The 16468-nt window shown below is 73.3% G+C and carries 17 protein-coding genes; 12 read left to right on the top strand and 5 right to left on the bottom strand.

Annotated features, from left to right (window positions below):
- Positions 1–222: 222 nt before the first annotated feature.
- Positions 223–864, bottom strand: coding sequence for a TetR family transcriptional regulator (locus AB0A97_RS40995; protein ID WP_361161027.1), 642 nt, complete (start codon positions 862–864; stop codon positions 223–225).
- A 730-nt stretch (positions 865–1594) separates the two neighbouring features.
- On the opposite strand from AB0A97_RS40995, the gene AB0A97_RS40990 reads away from it, so the two are divergent.
- Both AB0A97_RS40990 and AB0A97_RS40985 read left to right on the top strand, forming a co-directional pair.
- Positions 1595–2458, top strand: coding sequence for a helix-turn-helix transcriptional regulator (locus AB0A97_RS40990; protein WP_361161025.1), 864 nt, complete (start codon positions 1595–1597; stop codon positions 2456–2458).
- Positions 2459–2691: 233 nt separating this feature from the next.
- Positions 2692–3756: a PhlD gene (locus AB0A97_RS40985; RefSeq protein ID WP_361161022.1), complete on the top strand. Its 1065-nt coding sequence runs from the start codon at positions 2692–2694 to the stop codon at positions 3754–3756.
- A gap of 55 nt (positions 3757–3811) precedes the next feature.
- Here AB0A97_RS40985 and cynR read toward each other — a convergent pair whose 3' ends face one another.
- Positions 3812–4723 (bottom strand): transcriptional regulator CynR, encoded by a 912-nt coding sequence (gene cynR / locus AB0A97_RS40980; protein ID WP_361161019.1) that lies wholly within the window; start codon positions 4721–4723, stop codon positions 3812–3814.
- 132 nt (positions 4724–4855) lie between these two features.
- On the opposite strand from cynR, the gene AB0A97_RS40975 reads away from it, so the two are divergent.
- Both AB0A97_RS40975 and cynS read left to right on the top strand, forming a co-directional pair.
- Entirely contained in the window at positions 4856–5467 is a 612-nt protein-coding gene (locus AB0A97_RS40975; protein ID WP_361161016.1) for a carbonic anhydrase, read from the top strand.
- A 58-nt stretch (positions 5468–5525) separates the two neighbouring features.
- The gene (cynS, locus tag AB0A97_RS40970; RefSeq protein ID WP_361161013.1) at positions 5526–5996 is read left to right on the top strand and encodes a cyanase; all 471 of its coding nucleotides are present in this window, start codon (positions 5526–5528) and stop codon (positions 5994–5996) included.
- Positions 5997–6202: 206 nt separating this feature from the next.
- Here the strand turns inward: cynS and AB0A97_RS40965 are convergent, their stop codons facing one another.
- Positions 6203–6532 carry a putative quinol monooxygenase gene (locus tag AB0A97_RS40965; RefSeq protein WP_361161010.1) on the bottom strand — a complete coding sequence of 110 codons (330 nt, stop codon included), beginning with the start codon at positions 6530–6532 and terminating at the stop codon, positions 6203–6205.
- 248 nt (positions 6533–6780) lie between these two features.
- Between AB0A97_RS40965 and AB0A97_RS40960 the strand changes: the two genes are divergently transcribed.
- A complete protein-coding gene (locus AB0A97_RS40960; RefSeq protein ID WP_361161007.1) occupies positions 6781–7563 on the top strand; it encodes a hypothetical protein in 783 nt (260 codons plus the stop codon).
- A complete protein-coding gene (locus AB0A97_RS40955; protein WP_361161004.1) occupies positions 7535–7927 on the top strand; it encodes a hypothetical protein in 393 nt (130 codons plus the stop codon). Before AB0A97_RS40960 ends, AB0A97_RS40955 begins: the two co-directional genes overlap by 29 nt.
- Here the strand turns inward: AB0A97_RS40955 and AB0A97_RS40950 are convergent.
- The gene (locus AB0A97_RS40950) at positions 7911–8174 is read right to left on the bottom strand and encodes a hypothetical protein (protein WP_361161001.1); all 264 of its coding nucleotides are present in this window, start codon (positions 8172–8174) and stop codon (positions 7911–7913) included. The two genes, AB0A97_RS40955 and AB0A97_RS40950, sit on opposite strands and share 17 nt — an antisense overlap.
- Positions 8175–8253: 79 nt before the next feature.
- On the bottom strand, positions 8254–9780 hold the full coding sequence (locus tag AB0A97_RS40945; RefSeq protein ID WP_361160998.1) for an alpha/beta hydrolase: 1527 nt from the start codon (positions 9778–9780) through the stop codon (positions 8254–8256).
- 208 nt (positions 9781–9988) lie between these two features.
- On the opposite strand from AB0A97_RS40945, the gene AB0A97_RS40940 reads away from it, so the two are divergent.
- From AB0A97_RS40940 to AB0A97_RS40915, 6 genes are read left to right on the top strand one after another with little or no spacing between them, the layout of a single operon-like run.
- Entirely contained in the window at positions 9989–11248 is a 1260-nt protein-coding gene (locus tag AB0A97_RS40940; protein WP_361160995.1) for an ATP-grasp domain-containing protein, read from the top strand.
- Complete coding sequence (locus AB0A97_RS40935; RefSeq protein WP_361160993.1) at positions 11245–12159, top strand: DUF364 domain-containing protein; 915 nt, start codon at positions 11245–11247, stop codon at positions 12157–12159. The genes AB0A97_RS40940 and AB0A97_RS40935 overlap by 4 nt, the downstream gene beginning before the upstream one ends.
- Positions 12156–13253: a pyridoxal-phosphate dependent enzyme gene (locus tag AB0A97_RS40930; RefSeq protein ID WP_361160990.1), complete on the top strand. Its 1098-nt coding sequence runs from the start codon at positions 12156–12158 to the stop codon at positions 13251–13253. The genes AB0A97_RS40935 and AB0A97_RS40930 overlap by 4 nt, the downstream gene beginning before the upstream one ends.
- Positions 13250–14374, top strand: a complete 1125-nt coding sequence (locus tag AB0A97_RS40925) for a dipeptide epimerase (RefSeq protein ID WP_361160987.1) — start codon at positions 13250–13252, stop codon at positions 14372–14374. Before AB0A97_RS40930 ends, AB0A97_RS40925 begins: the two co-directional genes overlap by 4 nt.
- A complete protein-coding gene (locus AB0A97_RS40920; protein ID WP_361160985.1) occupies positions 14358–15614 on the top strand; it encodes an MFS transporter in 1257 nt (418 codons plus the stop codon). The genes AB0A97_RS40925 and AB0A97_RS40920 overlap by 17 nt, the downstream gene beginning before the upstream one ends.
- Complete coding sequence (locus tag AB0A97_RS40915) at positions 15611–16426, top strand: class I SAM-dependent methyltransferase (RefSeq protein ID WP_361160982.1); 816 nt, start codon at positions 15611–15613, stop codon at positions 16424–16426. Before AB0A97_RS40920 ends, AB0A97_RS40915 begins: the two co-directional genes overlap by 4 nt.
- Positions 16427–16468: the final 42 nt, after the last annotated feature.

The following is a 16468-nucleotide window of genomic DNA, read 5'->3' as shown; positions in this document are numbered from 1 at the left end:
AGGACGCCGCCGAACTTCTTTTGAAAGTGGGAAGCCCCGCACCGTATGGTGCGGGGCTTTCTGCGTTGTGCACCGGCCGTGGCAGGACGCTTCACGTCGCACACGACCACGCCGCGACCGCGCCCATGTCCACGTCCAAGGCCCTGCCGGTGAGCCGGCAGGGCCTTTCGTATGTGCGGACGCCGGCCCGGGCCGGCTCGGACTCCGTACCGGAGCCCGCCTTCATGCGGGAACGAGCGTCGTGTCCGGCGACGCGCCGAGGGAGAACCGTTCGCGGAGCAGCAGGCCCCGCTCGGGGGAGTAGTCCAGCCGCGACAGGACGCCAGGTGTCGCCACGCCCGGCAGGGTGTAGGTGAAGAAGTTGTTCATCTGCGTCTTCACGGCATGGTCGTCGCCCGACGTGAGGCTCTCGCCGCCGACCCAGTTCGTCATGAACAGCGACGCGACGGCCGCCAGTTCCACCCGGGGGAGCAGTTCGCCCCCCTGCTGGGCCCGGAGGAGGGGCCGGGTCACCGTGTCCTTCCACGACGCCCAGGGCGAGGCCCACGTCCGCGTGGGCTTGTCCAGCGCGGCGAGCTGGAGCGCTGCCTTCACCTGCGGGTCCTCCTGAACGCGGTGGGTGAGCAGCAGACCCAGGTCGATCCATTCCTGCAGGGCGGGCGCACCGGGATTCTGCTCGACCCCTTCGGTGAGGTCGACCGCGAGGATTTCCTCGGCCAGCCCGGCTTTGGAGGAGAAATGGTGATACAGCGCGCCGGCCGTCGAATGCGCGCGCGCCGCGATCTCGGTGACGGAAGCCCGGTTGTACCCCCTTTCGTTGAAAACCTGGCTGGCGGTCGTCAACAACCGTGCTCGCGTCTTCACTGCGCGTTCCTGCATCTGTGCCTTCTGCTTCTCAGGCTCCGGTGAAGGAGCAGCCTGCCGTTGTTGCTCCGCCGAGCCGGTGTGCGCGCTGGAAACGGCACTCGGGGCTTTTGGCGAGGCCCGGGAGACGAGAGGCGAGGGGCGCGATGCGACGGGCGGAGACTTGGCCGAGTGGGGACGACTTGAGCGGCGACTGCCGGGCGGGGAACGCCGACGAGCCACCAAAAATGATCTTGGTGGCCTTTTGTGCTGCAACGGTCATGTCGCCCCTTGGCGGGGGAGTAATTTGCCGTGCTTTACTGCCTAATTCTCCATGCGATCCCCTCGAACGCCGGGCGTCCGTGCAGCCGTCGCCGCGTACTGTTCTGCCGTACTCATGCGCGGACGGGCCGGGTCACCGGTGAGTGCGCGCCCGCCGGGCCGGTCCGCGGCTCCTGGGCGGTGCCGACGTGGACCAGTACGCTGATCGGCCGTGGCGGGCCCCGTCCCGAGCGGGACCGCCTGCCGTGAGCTGTCCGGAGGACGGGGGAACCGTTGTGGACGGACCCTGCGCGTCTCTCGCGTCGAGGTGTGCCGACTCCACGCGCTCCTCCTTCCGTACACAAACCGGACGGCCTGTTTGCTGCCCGCCTCTCATCCTGAGATCCGGTCGTTGAGTAATCAAGGGCCACGCCTGGCTGGGAGTTTCCCGGCCGGTCGCGTGCCGCTCCACAGGAAGACTCGATCGCACATGCTATCCACCTACCGGCCGACCAAGGCGCAACTGGAGGCGTTCAGGCAGCTCTGCCGCGCCAAGAGGAGCGTGCTGAAGCCCGAGGACGTCGGCCTTCCGAAGCGCACCGCGCAGCGCGGCCCGACCGTCCCCGGCCTGACCCAGCCGGAGGTGGACACCCTGATGAACCGCGGCTTCAACACGTATGCCCGTTACGAGCAGGGCCGGCGGGTTCCTTCCCCGGCGTATCTTCTCGAACTGGCCGTGGCGCTGCGCTTCAAGGAGAGCGAATACCGGCAGGCCCACATGGACCTGTACGGAACGACGCCCGCGCCGCTGGATCCCGAGGCCGGACTCGATGTGACGCCGGACTACAAGATAAAGATCGAGGGTCAGCGGGCCATCTCCTACCTGAACGACCACCGGTGGAACCTGCGTTACCACAACGAGGCATTCCGGCAGATGATGCCGTCCGGCAAGGTTCCGTCGAACATGGCCGAATGGTTCCTCTTCAGTGCGGAGGCCCGGAGTGTCCTGGCCGGGTATTTCGAATTCTGGGCGCCCAAACTGGTCCCGCAGTTCCGCGCCTCGGTCTCGGCCTCGCCCAATGACCCGCATCTGCTGCGGCTGCGCGACCGGCTGCTGCGGGACGAGCGGCTGTCCGTCATCTACAACCAGGGTGACAACGCCTACATTCATCCGGACGGTGACCGGCGGCCGATGAATCACGGGACGCGCGGTTTCGGCTGGGCCGTCATGCTGTCGGCCCGCCCCGAAGCCTCGCCGCTCTTCCGCGAGATGACCATAAATTTCTACCCGGACCCGGCTGTGGCGCTCCACACGGCACAAGCCACGGGAAATGCCACGAGAATGGGCGTATGACCGTCCGCAACGCCTCCTTCGAGCCGACCGCCGCAGCCGGCGTCGCGGAGCGGCACGACGTGCCGGAGCATCGTCCCGGTGGCCACGACGTCCCGAGGCAGGTTTCCGCATGGTGAGTGATTTACGCCCCGCGGGCCCGGCACGGTGCCGCTGTCAACTGATGATCATGCGTCCGGTCCGCGGTCTCGCGCGGACCGGTGCCACCCCCTACGCGCATTTCCAGGAGACACCCAGTGGCGTACGTCAACCGACCCGGCATAGCCGAGGCCCCCCACGTCATCCGCAACGAGCCGATCGTGGAGGACATCGCCGTCTGGGCCAAGTGGGACGCGGCCGACGGCCCGCACGTCCGGGCGAAGAAGTACCGGGTGGCCAAGGCGGCGGCCGCGCGCATCGCCGACCGGACCGGCGTCCGCTACCGGCGCTTCACCGAGCCGCTGGCCGATGTCGCCCGGACCGTTTCGATACGTGAGCGCAACGACATCGCCGTGGCCGCGGTCCGCGACCTCGCCGTCACCGCCGCCCGCCGGGCCCTCAGGGCCGCGGGCATCGCCCCCGCCGACGTCACCGGCATCATCTCGTTCAACGCCACCGGCGACCGCACCCCCGGCCCGGACGCCGCGGTCGTGTCCGCCCTCGGACTCGACCCGGACCTCGTCCGCATCCCGATGACCCAGCTCGCCTGCGCCGGAGGGGCACACGCCCTCGGTCTCGCCGCCCGCGTCGTCCGGCCGGGCGACCGGTTCCTCGTCGTCGGCGCGGAGAAGCTCAGCACCTCGTACCAGCGCAGCGACAACTGCGCCATCGAGCACACGGCGTACAAGCTGCTCTTCGGGGACGCCGGGGCCGCCGCTGTCGTCAGCCACGAGAAGCTCGCCGACCCCGGCATGTTCATCGAGGAGACCTGGCAGCACCTGGTGCCCGACTCGCTCTCCGCCTACGCCACCCGGCACGAGCCCGACGGCCTGCACTTCGACAGCACCAGGGAAGCCCTCGACGCGGTCTCCGCCGTACTGCCGCGGCTGCCGTGGCCCGGTGAGGAAGCGGAGTTCGCCGTCCTGCACCCCGGCTCCCGGAAGATCCTCGAACTCGTCGAGGAACAGGGCGGCGTCTCGCGTGAGGCGGCCCGCCACTCGCACGAAACCCTGGCCAACGGCGGCAACACCGGCGGTCCGACGGTCCTGCGCATCCTGGACCGCCTCCACGACGACCCGCCGGCCACCGGCGCCCGCGGTCTGCTGCTCGGTTTCGGCCCCGGCTTCTGCGCCGCCGCCTCGCGGACCCGCTGGGTGGGCTGACACCCCGGCACGGCGGGGGCGCCTGCGCGGCCCCCGGACGTGCCCCGCAGGCCCCTCAGCCTCGCTCCGGCCCTTCCCCGTGCTCCCGTCCCCACTCCCGGGCCAGCCGCGCGAAGGCGCCGGACGCGGCACTGCGGTAGGCCGTCTCCCGGTACAGAAGGGTCACCGTGCGGGCGGGGAGCGCGGGGGAGAGGGCGACGGGGTGCAGGCCGGGCTGTTCGCGGGTGATGGCGTCGGGCAGCACGGTGGCCAGGGGAGTGCGCCGGATCAGTTCGGTGAGGGCCGTGATGGAGTTGGCCTCCACCGCGATGTCCGGGCGCACTCCGTGCTCGCCGAAGTGCGTGTCGATGTGCAGGCGGGTGGCGAAGTCCGCGCTGAGCAGCGCCAGTCGGTGGTCGCGCAGGGAGCGGATGGGCAGCGGCGCCGTCCGGCCGGCGTACGGGTGGGTGGGGCCGACGACCAGGCTGAGGGACTCGGTGAACAGCTCGGTGCCGGTGACGCCCGGCAGGTGCGGCCCGCTGAACGCGATACCGAGGTCCAGCTCGTCCGCCAGCAGCGCCGACTCCATCAGCTCCTGCGGCATCTCGCGCAGGGTCAGCGAGATGCCCGGGTGCCGGGTGTGGAATTCCCCGGCCAGCGGGCCGACGAGGTACGCGGTGAAGGTCGGCGTCGTGGCCAGGCGCAGCGCCCCGCGCGACAGGTCCCGTACGTCCAGTACGGCGCGCTCGGCCGCTTCCAGGTCCCGCAGCGCACTGCGGGCGTAGTGCGCGTACGCCGCGCCGGCGTCGGTCAGCCGCACGGTGCGGCCCGTACGGTCCAGCAGCTGCACCTTCAGTGTCCGCTCAAGCTGCCTGACCTGCTGCGAGAGCGTGGGCTGCGACACGTGCAGGGCTTCGGCGGCGCGGGTGAAGTTGGCGTGCTCGGCCACCGCGAGCAGATAGCGGAGGTGGCGCAGTTCCAGGGCCATACCCGCCACTGTAAGCGGTTATAGGCAGCGCTGATAGCTGCCATGAGTTCTACGTCTTGGACGCTATAGCGGCAGGTCACGCATGGTGGAGACAACGGCTTCCCGGCCGGTTCCCCTCAGCAAGGAGTGGCTGTGCATCCCGACCTCACCGCCGGCGTCCGGCGTTTCCGGCGCGACGTCCACCCAGCCAGAGCGGCCCTCTTCGAGCGGCTCGCCACCAGCCACCGGCCGGGCGCGCTGTTCATCGGCTGCTCCGACGCCAGGGTGGTACCGGAACTGCTCACCCAGTCCGGGCCCGGTGAGCTGTTCGTGATCCGTACGGCCGGGAACCTCGTACCGGTGTACGGGCCGGCACCGGACGCGGTGTCGTCCAGTATCGAGTACGCGCTGGCCGTGCTCGGCGTCCGCGACGTGATCGTCTGCGGGCATTCCGGGTGCGGCGCGATGACGGCCCTGGCCACCGGCGAGGACCTCACCGAGCTGCCCGCCCTCGACGGCTGGCTGCACACGGCCGGGCCCGCCGGACCCCGTACCGCCGCGGGGGAAGGCGGGACCGCCGCGGCCGTCACGACGCTCGTCCACGACAACGTCACCGTCCAGCTCGCCCACCTGGCCACCCATCCGTCCGTGGCCCGCGCCCTCGCGCGGGACGCGGTGACGCTGCACGGCTGGACCCACGACATCCGTACCGGAGCCGTCGACGTCCTCGACCCGCGCAGCGGAACGTTTGTCCCGCTCTCCTGAGCCCCTTGCCGGGCGTGGCCCGTCCGGGCCCCGCCCCCACTTCCGAAAGGACGCTTCCATGCCGCATGCCCAGCTCGACCCGCAGGCCCGTCAGGACCTGGCCCTCGCCGTCGTCGAGGCCAAGATCCGCAAGGACCTGACCTGGCAGGAACTGGCCGACGCCACCGGTCTGTCCGTCGCCTTCGTCACCGCCGCGCTCCTCGGCCAGCACGCCCTGCCCGCCGATGCCGCCCGGGCCGTGGCCGAGCGCCTGGACCTGGACGAGGCGGCGGAGCGGCTGTTACGGACGATCCCGCTGCGCGGCAGCATCCCGGACGGCATCCCCAGCGACCCCACCCTCTACCGCTTCCACGAGATGCTCCAGGTCTACGGCACCACCCTCAAGGCCCTGATCCACGAGAAGTTCGGCGACGGCATCATCAGCGCCGTCAACTTCCGCCTGGACATCCGGAAGGTCGACGACCCCGAGGGCGGCTCCCGCGCGGTGATCACCCTGGACGGGAAGTACCTCCCGGCCACGCCGTTCTGATCCCGCCGCCGGCCTTCAGGAGTCCGGGCAACTCGTGATCGCTGCGCAGGACGAGGGGCGTGGCGGCGGTGCTGTAGGCGGTCAGGCGCGCCGCGTGCGACGTCCCCGGCCGTCCCGCCCGCCGGCCGCGGATCCGGAAAGATCGCGTGGCCGACGGGCGGGGCAAGGGCGGGGCGCCGGGCGACGGCGTGCTGTCCCCCGGCGGGTCAGGCCTCGCGCGGCGCCAGCTCGCCCATGGGGCCCCAGCCGTCGGCGTCGATCTCGCTGCTGATGATCTGCGGGGTGGTGGCGATGGCGCCGGCCATCGTCTCCAGGCCGGCCTTGAAGTGCGCGGAGTTCACGTGCTTGTCGCCCGCCTCCCGGTCGGCGAAGCCCTCGACCAGGACGAACTGGCGCGGGTCGTCGACGCTGGTCGACCACTCGAAGAACAGGTTGCCGGGCTCCTGCCGGGTGGCCTGCGTGAAGTCGTCCACCAGCGACAGCCACGAGTCCTGGTACTCGGGCCGGACGGTGAACTTGACGACGATGAAGATCATGCTGGCTCCTGCGCTGGTACGGACCGGCTGCGGCTGCGCGGCCGGGCGGGCTGCCACCCGCGTCGTCCCCCATGGTGAGCGTCCCCGCCCGCCCGCCGAAGAAGGATCGCCGCGCATTCCGGCCCTCCCGGAAAATCCGCTGCCGCGGGGGCGGGGAGCGGCCGGTGCGCGCGGAAAATCCGGTGCGCTGCGCCACCGGGGGTGATCGGATGGTCCGCCGGTGGAATCGAGGGAGAGGCAGCAGGCGGATGGTGCGGACCAGCCACATCGCCCGGGACACCGACGGTACGGCGTCGGCACGGCGCACCGTACCGGGTCTGGAACTGCCCCCGCCCACCGGCCCGCACGCCGTGGGCGTGCGCACCGCCCACCTCGTCGACGACGGGCGTGCGGACCCGTTCCGGCCCGGCCGGTCCCGCGAGCTGATGGCGCAGTTCTGGTACCCGGCCCGGGCGGAGGCCGGTGCGGCACCGGGGCGGTACGTGTCCGACACGATGTCGCCCCTGGTGGTCGACGGGTGGGAGGAGGAACCCGGCTGCTCCGGTCTGCCGCGCGACACGGCGGCCGGGGTCCTCGTACACGGCATCGCGGACGCGCCGCCCGCTCCGGAGGCGCGCGGCTGTCCGCTGATCCTGCTCTCGCCCGGCCACGGCCGGTACCGCGCGGACCTGACCGCGCTCGGGGAGGACCTCGCGAGCCGCGGGTTCCTGGTGGCCGCCCTGGACCACCCGGCGGACGCGATCGCCGTGGAGTTCCCTGACGGCCGGATCGTGCCGTACCGGGAACCGGACGGGCTGGCGGACGGTGACACCGGCGACCTCTCCGGCCGCTACCTGGACGTACGGGCCGCCGACCTCGGCTTCGCCCGCGCCCGGCTGACCGCCCCCGGATTCTGGTGGCACGCCCTGCTCGACCCGTCGCGGGCCGGTGTCGCGGGCCACTCGCTGGGCGGCGCGGCGGCGGCCGAGGCCATGCGGCTCGACCCTGGGTTCACGGCCCGGGGTGAACCTCGACGGCACCCCGTACGGTGATGTCCTCCGCACCGGCCTGGAGCGACCGTTCCTGCTGTGCCAGTTCACCCCGGACGACCCGGAGTTCCCGGAGGAGACACAGGCGCGCGGCCGTCTGTGGGACGTGTTGCGCGGGCCGCGGCACCATCTGCTGGTCGACGGTGGCGGGCACGGGTCGGCAACCGACCTCGACGCCCTGGCCGGTCCCCTCGGCTACCGGGAGTTCACCGACGCGGAGGAGTACGCCTTCGCGCTCGGCTCGCTGCCCGGCGGCCGGGGGACCGAGATCACCCGGACGTGTGTGGCCGGGTTCTTCGAGGAGCGGCTGCTGGATGCCCCGGGCTTCTTGGAGGCGCTTCCGCCCGAGGTCACGGTGGTGGGCTGATCCGCCCGAGGCCGCGGTGGTGGGCTGATCCGCCCGAGGCCGCGGTGGTGGGCTGAGGGGGCGGCGGCGCCGGTGAGACCTGCATGCTCATGCTCCGCAGGCCGCCCAACGACCCGATGCGATCCGTCGTGAACGGGAACAGTTCGCCGAAGTCGCCGCCGTGCGCGACAGCATGGAGGTGGTAAGGCCCGGACAGGGCCGCGGCGAGACCGGCGCGGCCGTCCACGGTGAGCGCCTCGTCTTCCACGAGACGGGCGACGGCCGGCAACGCCCGGAAGACCCGGTGGCCTCGCTGTTCGGACTCGGCCTCTCGTCCTCGGCCGGGGTCACGGTCGCGGCGGCGTCGGCTCGGGCAGCCCCGGGCCATCGCAGTGCACGTCCCCGGCCGGGACGGTGTCGCCGACGAGGTACGCGGCCACCGTGGAGTCCACGCAGGAGTTGCCGCGGCTGGCGAAGACGCCGTGCGAGTAGTCGTTGTGCAGGGTGACCAGCCGGGAACCGGGCAGGGTGCGGCCGAGGGCCCGCGCACCGGCGATCGGCGTCACGGGGTCGTGCGCGGACGCCACGAGCAGGGCCGGGGGCGCCGTGGGGCTGCCGAGCCGGGTGCGCTCGGCGGGGCGGGTGTGCCAGTACGCGCAGCTCGCCGCCTCCAGGCCGGTCAGTACGGGCTGCGGGTCCAGGCGTCGCAGCCCACGGATGTCGGCGAGGACCCGGCCCGGCGTGGGCCCCGGACCGTCGGCGCACTTCACGGCCCGGTTGGCGGCCTGGTACGTACGTGACGCGGGCCCGTCGAAGGGCTCGGCGGGGCGGAGCCGGTCGACCGCGCCCTCGTCCAGGTAGGCGCGGAGCCCGTCGCCCAGGGCGGTCCAGCGTTCGGTGCGGCCCAGGGCACGGTAGACGGCACGGTCGAAGGCCGCCGCTCCGAAGCCGGCCACCGGGTGCGTGGTCAGGCCGTCGCGTGTGCGCAGGTAGGCGGCGCGGACCTCGCGCGGGGTGGTGCCGAGCCGGAAGCGGGAGTCGTGCCGCGCCAGCCAGTCGAAGAGGACGTCGCGCTGGCGGAGCATCGCGCGGGCCTGCCGTACGTCGAACGCGTGCCAGTCCTCCGGGCCGACCACACTGTCCAGCACCAACTTGCCCACGCGGTCCGGGAATCGCGCGGCGTACGCGGCACCGAGGTAGGTGCCGTACGAGACGCCGAGGTAGCTGATGCGCGGTTCCCCGAGCGCCGTCCGGACGGCGTCCATGTCGCGTGCGGTCTCGCTGGTGGAGAGGTGGGGGAGGGCGCGGCCGGTGCCGGCGGCGCAGTCGGCGGCCAGCCGTCGCTGGGCGTCGAGGTAGGCCCGTTCGCCGGGACGGTCGTGCGGTACGGGGTCGAACGGCGCGGAGCCGGCGGCCGGGCTGTCGAAGAGCCCGCCCATCGGTCCGCAGTCGGCGGGGGCGCTGTGCCCGGTGCCGCGCGGGTCGAAGCCGATGACGTCGTAGGCGCGGCGTACCGACTCCGGGAGTTTGGCGCGCTTGGTGACGGCATACGGGAGGCCGGAGCCGCCCGGACCGCCGGGGTTGACCAGGAGGACGCCGCGCCGTTCGGCGGGCGTGCCCGAGGCCCGGACGCGTGAGACGGCGATCCGTATGTGCTCACCGTCCGGGCGGGTGTGGTCCAGCGGCACGCTCACGGTGCCGCACTCGACGCGGTCCGGCGCGGGCGGCGCGGAGACCGAGGCCGGACAGGTGCCGAAGTGCGGGGACGGGGCGGCGGCGTGGGGTTCGGCGGCGGTGGCGGTGCCGGTGGTGAGCGGTGCGGCGCAGGTCAGGAGCGCGCAGAGCAGGGCGGTGCGGCGCGGGGCGGGAGGCATGGGGCTCGCATTCCGTGAGGGCGGGGCCGTGCGGTGGCGGGGTGATGGCGGGTGGGAGCGAGGCGGGCGGCCGGACAGATGGCCGGCCCAAGAGGTGACAATGAAAATCATTACGGTTAGCATCGCGTTCGGTCAACACCGCACCGCGGCACCGGGGGCCTCCCCACGGCGTGCCCGGACGCGAAACCGCCTGCGCAGAAGGAGAGTTGTGGCGCATCTGCTGATGGTCGAGAGCTGGGTCGGGTCGATGGGCAGGCTGCTGCCCCGGGCCCTCCGCGAGGCCGGACACGACTTCACCTTCCTCACCCGCGACCTGCACCACTACCTGCGGGCCGCCCCCGAGGGCACCGCCCACCCGCTGCTGTCGGCCCGCAACGTGATCACTGCCGACACCAACGACACCGACACGCTGCTGCCGTACGCCGAGCGCCTGCACGCGGCGACCGGCTTCGACGGCGTCCTCAGCTCGTGCGACTACTACCTGCCGACCGTGGCGCGCATCGCCGCGTACCTCGGCCTGCCCGGGCCCGCGCCGGAGGCCGTGGAGGCCGCCTGCCGCAAGGACGCCACCCGGCGCGCCCTGGAGGCGGCCGGAGTCCCGGGCCCCCGGTTCGCCGTCTGCGCCGACTGGGCGCGGACCGCCGAGGCGGCGCGCGAGATCGGCTTTCCGCTCGTGCTCAAGCCGGTGGACCTGTGCGCCGGGATGTACGTACGGCGGGTGGACGACGAGGCGGAGCTGGCCCGCGCGCACCGCGCGCTCGCCGGGTTCCCGGTCAACGCGCGGGGGCAGCTCCGGGCCCCGGTGGTGCTGCTGGAGGAACTGCTCGACGGGCCGGAGGTCAGCGTCGAGACCGTGTCGTACGGGGGCGCGGCGCATGTGGTCGGGGTGACCGACAAGAGCGTGGGCGGCGCCCCGGCGTTCGTCGAGACAGGGCACATGTTCCCCGCCGCGCTGAGCGCCGCCGACGCCGGAGCGGCGGCGGACACGGCGTGTGCCGCGCTCAAGGCGCTGGGGCTCGACCAGGTCGTCGCGCACACCGAGATCAAGCTCACCGCGGACGGGCCGCGCGTCGTCGAGGTGAATCCGAGGCCCGCGGGCAACCGCATCACCGAGCTGGTCCGGCACGTCACCGGCATCGATCTGGCCGCCGCCTTCGTCGAGGTGGCGCTCGGCCGCGCACCGGACCTCGCACCGCGCGAGACCGGACTGCGCAGCGCCGCCATCGGCTTCCTCGTGCCCGAGCGCACCGGTGTGCTGGAGGGCATATCCGGCGCCGACGGGCTCGACGCGCGGCCCGGTGTGCTGGAGGTGCGGTTGGCCGAGGCCGGCAAGGCCGTCAAGGACACCGGCAGCAACAACGGATACCTGGGGCACGTCATGGCCGGTGACGGCGAAGGGGCGGGCGCCCGCGCCCGCGTCGAGGAGCTGCTGGCCGGACTGTGTCCGCGGGTGGTGGAGGAACGATGAGCCCGCTGGGGCAGGAGACCGCGGACGGCGGCGCCGTGGGCATCGTGGCGGCGGACCGCCCGGCGCGGCCCGTTGCGGCCGGGCTCCCGGACCTCGTACGCCGCGTACGCGCCGGTGAGCTGGGGCCCGACCCCCGTACGCAGAAGATCGCGGTGGCCTTCACCACCAGCCAGGCCGTACGCCACGAAGGGCGCAGCGGCGGTTACCGCAATGAAGTGCTCAGTCTGCGTCTCGGCAGCGCCGTCGGCTCCTGTGCCGTGGAACCCGGCGCACTGCCCGCCGCCGCGATCGACGAGTGTGTGGGCGCCGACGTCGCGACGCTGCTCGACCACCCGCTGGCGCCGGTACGGACCGCCGCACTGGACGCGTACCTGATGCACGCCCTGCCGCACACTCCCGCGAACGGCGCGCGGCCGTGGGAGCTGCCCGCCGGCGACTCGCTCGCCAAGTCCCGGGCCCGCGCCCGTGGCGTCTCCGGGCTGCTGGCCGTCGCGCCCGGACGTACCGTCCTGGTCGTCGGCGTCGTCAACTCGCTGCTGGAGGCGCTGCACGCCCGCGGCCTGGTCTGCGTACCGTGCGACCTCAAGGGCGGCCGCACCGAGTGGGGCGAGCCGATCCGTACCGACGCGCTCGCCGAACTGGACGCCTGCGACGCGGTGCTGGCGTCCGGCATGACGCTGGGCAACGGCACCTTCGAACCGCTGCGCGCCCACTGCGAGCGGCACGGGAAGCCGCTGGTGATGTTCGCCCAGACCGGCAGTGCCGTACTGCCGCGCCTGCTGGGCGCCGGAGTGAGCGCCGTGTGCGCCGAGCCGTATCCGTTCTTCTGGCTCGACGGCGGGCCCGGCGTCGTCCACCGCTACACCGGCGACGCCGAGTACGCGCTGCTGGACCGAGGAGGCGACCGATGACCGCCGCCGTCCTGGGCGCACCCGCCGCCAACCGGGAACTCCTCGCCCTCGTCGGCCGTACGCCGCTGGCCCGGATCACCGGCGACCTGCCCTGCCCGCACCCCGGCTTCTGGGCCAAGCTGGAAGGGCTCGGCGCGGGCGGCATGAAGGCGCGCGCCGCCGTGTCCATGCTGCTCGGCGCCCGCGAACGGGGCGAACTGCGGCCCGGCGCACCGGTCGTGGAGTCCACCTCCGGCACCCTCGGCGTCGGCCTGGCCTTCGCCGGGCAGGCGCTCGGCCACGACGTGATCCTGGTCTGCGACAGCGAACTGGAACCGGCCATGCGCCGGTTGCTGCGGGCGTACGGTGCCCGGCTGGAGATCGTCGACCGCCCGGCCCCGGAAGGCGGCTGGCAGGCCGCGCGGCTCGCCCGGCTGCGCGAACTGCGCACCGTGCTCCCGCACGCGTACTGGCCCGACCAGTACGACAACCCGGACAACGCGGCCGGTTACGCCTCGCTCGCCGCCGAGATCGCCGCCGACCTGGACCACCTCGACGTCCTGGTGTGCAGCGTCGGCACCGGCGGCCACAGCGCCGGGATCATCGGCCCGCTGCGCCGCCACTGGCCCGCGCTGCGCCTCGTCGGCGTGGACGCCACCGGCTCCACCATCTTCGGGCAGCCCGCCCGGCCCCGCCTGATGCGCGGCCTCGGCAGCAGCATCCACCCGCGCAACGTCGCCTACGGGGCCTTCGACGAGGTGCACTGGGTGGGACCCGCCGAAGCCGCCGACGCCTGCCGGCGGCTGGCCCGGGGCAGCTTCGTCAGTGGGGGCTGGAGCACCGGCGCCGTCGCCCTGGTCTCCGCCTGGGCGGCCCGCGTACACCCCGGCGCGGTCGTCGCCACCGTCTTCCCCGACGGTCTGCACCGCTACCTCGGCACCGTCTACGACGAGGACTTCACCGCAGCCCACGGCCTGGACCGGCAGCCGGTGGCCACCCGCCCGGTGGAGATACCGCACCCCACGGCGGCCGAGGCCACCGGCTGGGCGCGCTGCACCACCGTCGTGGACCCGAAGGCACCGGCCGTACCGCTTCGAAGGGAGGGGGCCGCGTGAACGTCACCCTGCGGGTCGTACGCCTTCAGCTCGCCGAACCCCTGCGCATCTCCCGCTCCGTGATGACCGAACGGAACGCCGTCTGGATCACCCTGGAACACCACGGGCTGCGCGGCCACGGCGAGGCCGTCACCAGCGTCTACTACGGTCTCGACACCGACACGCTGCGCCGCCTGCTGGCCGCGGCCGGCGCGGAACTCGGCCGCTTCGCCGGCCCGGAGAGCGCCCTCGACGCCCTGCGGGACGGCGAGCTGCCCGCGCCCGGTACCCCGCCCGCCGTCACCGCCGCCGTCGAGTCGGCGCTGCTCGACCTGGTGGGCAAGCGGGCCGGGCAGCCGGTCCACCGACTGCTCGGCACCGTGGAACGGCCGGCCGCGGCGACGGCCCGCACCATCGGCATCGTGTCCGCCGAGCGGGCCCGTACGCAGGCCCGTTGCCTGGCGGAGAGCGGCTTCACCGTCCTCAAGATCAAGGCCGGTACGGCGGACCCCGAGGACGACCTCGCCCGCGTACGGGCCGTACGGGACGCCGCCCCCTCGGCGGCGCTGCTGCTCGATCCCAACGGCGCCTGGACACCGGCGCAGGCCCGGCAACTGCTGCCGCGCTTCGCCGCACTGGGCGTCGAGGCCGTCGAACAGCCGACGGCGCCCGGCGACCCCGAAGCGCTGGCCCGGCTCGCCGAACGCGCCCCACTGCCCGTCATCGCCGACGAGGACGCCGTCGGCCTCGCGGACGTGGCGCGGCTCGCCGGGCGGGTGCAGGGCGTCAACGTCAAGCTCGCCAAGTGCGGCGGCCTGCACGCGGCGCTGCGCATCGAGGAACAGGTCGCGGACAGCGGCACCCGGCTCATGCTCGGCTGTCTGACCGCCGGCACCCTCGGCATCGCCCCCGCCGTCCACCTCGCCGACCGTGCCCGCTGGGTCGATCTCGACGGGCACCTGCTGCTGGCGCACGACCCGTGGACCGGCATCGGCGGCACCGACGGGACCGTGCGCGCCGGGACGGGGGCCGGGCTGGGGGTACGGCCGGTGCCGCCGCGTGCCGAACCGGCCGTACCCGCTCCGCCCCTCGCACCGCTCGCCGTACAGAAGGAAAGGCACCACCGTGAAGACGTGGAGTGAGATGCGGGCCTTCCCGCTCGCCATCCGGCTCCTGCTGGTCAACCAGCTCGGCGTGAACATCGGCTTCTACCTGCTCATCCCGTACCTCGCCACGCACCTCGGCCAGGACCTGGGGATGTCGGCCGCGGTCGTCGGCATCGTGCTGGGCGTGCGCAACCTCAGCCAGCAGGGCCTGTTCATCCTCGGCGGCTCGGCCGCCGACCGGCTCGGGGCGCGCGGCGTGATCATCGCGGGCTGCGCCCTGCGTACCGTCGGCTTCGCCCTGTTCGCGCTGGGCGACGGGCTGCCCGTCCTGCTGGCCGCCTCCGTACTCAGCGGGCTCGCCGGGGCCCTGTTCAACCCGGCCGTGCGCGCCTATCTGGCGGCGGAGGCGGGGGACCGCAAGGCGGAGGCGTTCGCCCTGTTCAACATCTTCGCGACGACCGGTGCCCTGGTCGGGCCGCTGATCGGCAGTGCCCTGCTGCTCGTCGACTTCCGGGCCTCCGCCCTCACCGCCGCCGCGATCTTCGCCCTGCTCACCGCCGCCCAGGCCGCCGTGCTGCCCGGCCGCGAGGTGCCCGCCTCGAAGGGCAGCGTGCTCGGTGACTGGCGCGAGGTCCTCGCCAACCGGGCGTTCCTGGCCTTCTCCCTCGCCATGGTCGGCATGTTCACCATGGAGAACCAGCTCTACCTGCTGCTCCCGGACGGCGCCCGCAGAGCCACCGGCTGGGACGGCGCGGCGGGCGTCGTCTTCCTCGTCGGCACACTGGCCAACCTCACCCTTCAGATGCGCATCACCCGCTCGCTCAAGGAACGGGGCAGCCGGGCGCGTTGGGTCGCCGTCGGGCTGGCGCTGATGGGGGCGGCGTTCGTCCCGCCGATGCTGGTCGCCGGGGCGCCGCCCGCAGCGGGCGGAGGCGGTGCGGGCCGGGCCGCGCTCGCCCTCGTACCCGTACTGGCCGGGGCGCTGCTCCTGTACGTCGGTGTCATGATCGCCCAGCCGTTCGTCATGGAGCTGATACCGGAGTTCGGCCGCGCCGAACTGACCGGTACCTACTTCGGGATCTTCTACGTCGTCTCCGGCATCGCCGCCGCCGTCGGCAACACCGTCGTCGGCTGGGCCATGGACGCGGGCGGGCACGGCGCCGCCTGGCTGCCCTGGGCGTGCTGCCTCGCCTTCGGCCTCCTGTCGGCGGCCGGCGTCGGCTGGCTGCACCGGCTGCGGGCCCTGCCCGTACGGGCCGTGGCGGTGACGGCATGACGGACAGCGCCGTCGCCCGCAACCTGCTGACCGACAACCCCGCCCTGTACGAGGCCCGGTTCCCCGACCCGGAGCGGCTCGCCGCCCGCTGGGCCGAGGACGTCCTGTGCCGGTACGGCGCCGGGCCGCGCGTCCTCGACATCGGCTGCGGCACCGGACGGGACGCCGCCCACCTGCACGGCATGGGCCGTACGGTCGTCGGGGCCGATCTTTCGGACGCGATGCTGGCGTATGCCCGTACCTGCCATCCCGGGCCCCGGTACGAGCGTGCCGACCTGCGCCGGTTCCACCTCACGGACCTCGGCCGACGGCCGTTCGACGCCGTCGTCTGCCTGGACAGCGCGCTGCTGTACTGCCACACCAACGACGAACTCGACGGCTTCCTGGGCTCCTGCCGCCGCGCCCTGGCACCCGGCGGACTGCTGGTCGCCGAGATGCGCAACGGAGCGTTCTTCCTCGGCCGTACGGAACTGCTGGACGCACCGGCCGTCCGCGGTTTCGAGCGGGGGGGCACCGTATACCGGTCCGTCACGACGCTCACCGTCGACCGGGCGGCCCAACTGCTGCGCCGACGGCGGGTCTGGACCACGGAGGACGGCACACCACCGGTCGAACAGCACTCCGCCTGGCGGCTGCTGTTCCCCCAGGAACTGCGGTACGCGCTGGCCGCGCACGGCTTCACGGTGCTGGAGCTGCACGACGGGCCCGGCCCCCGGACGGAACCGCCCTGGCGGCCCGGGCCGGCCCCGTCCCCTGGCGGTTCCGCCGACGGGGACCGGCTGCACCTCGTGGCCCGACGGGGTGACGGCTGACCGCCCTCCGCTTCCTGCCCTGCCTTTCTGCTCACCAACTCA

The sequence above is a fragment of the Streptomyces sp. NPDC045470 genome, from assembly GCF_040646595.1.
Taxonomy (GTDB): domain Bacteria; phylum Actinomycetota; class Actinomycetes; order Streptomycetales; family Streptomycetaceae; genus Streptomyces.
Note: the sequence above shows the minus strand (reverse complement) of the source record. Positions and strands in the feature narration are given on the sequence as shown.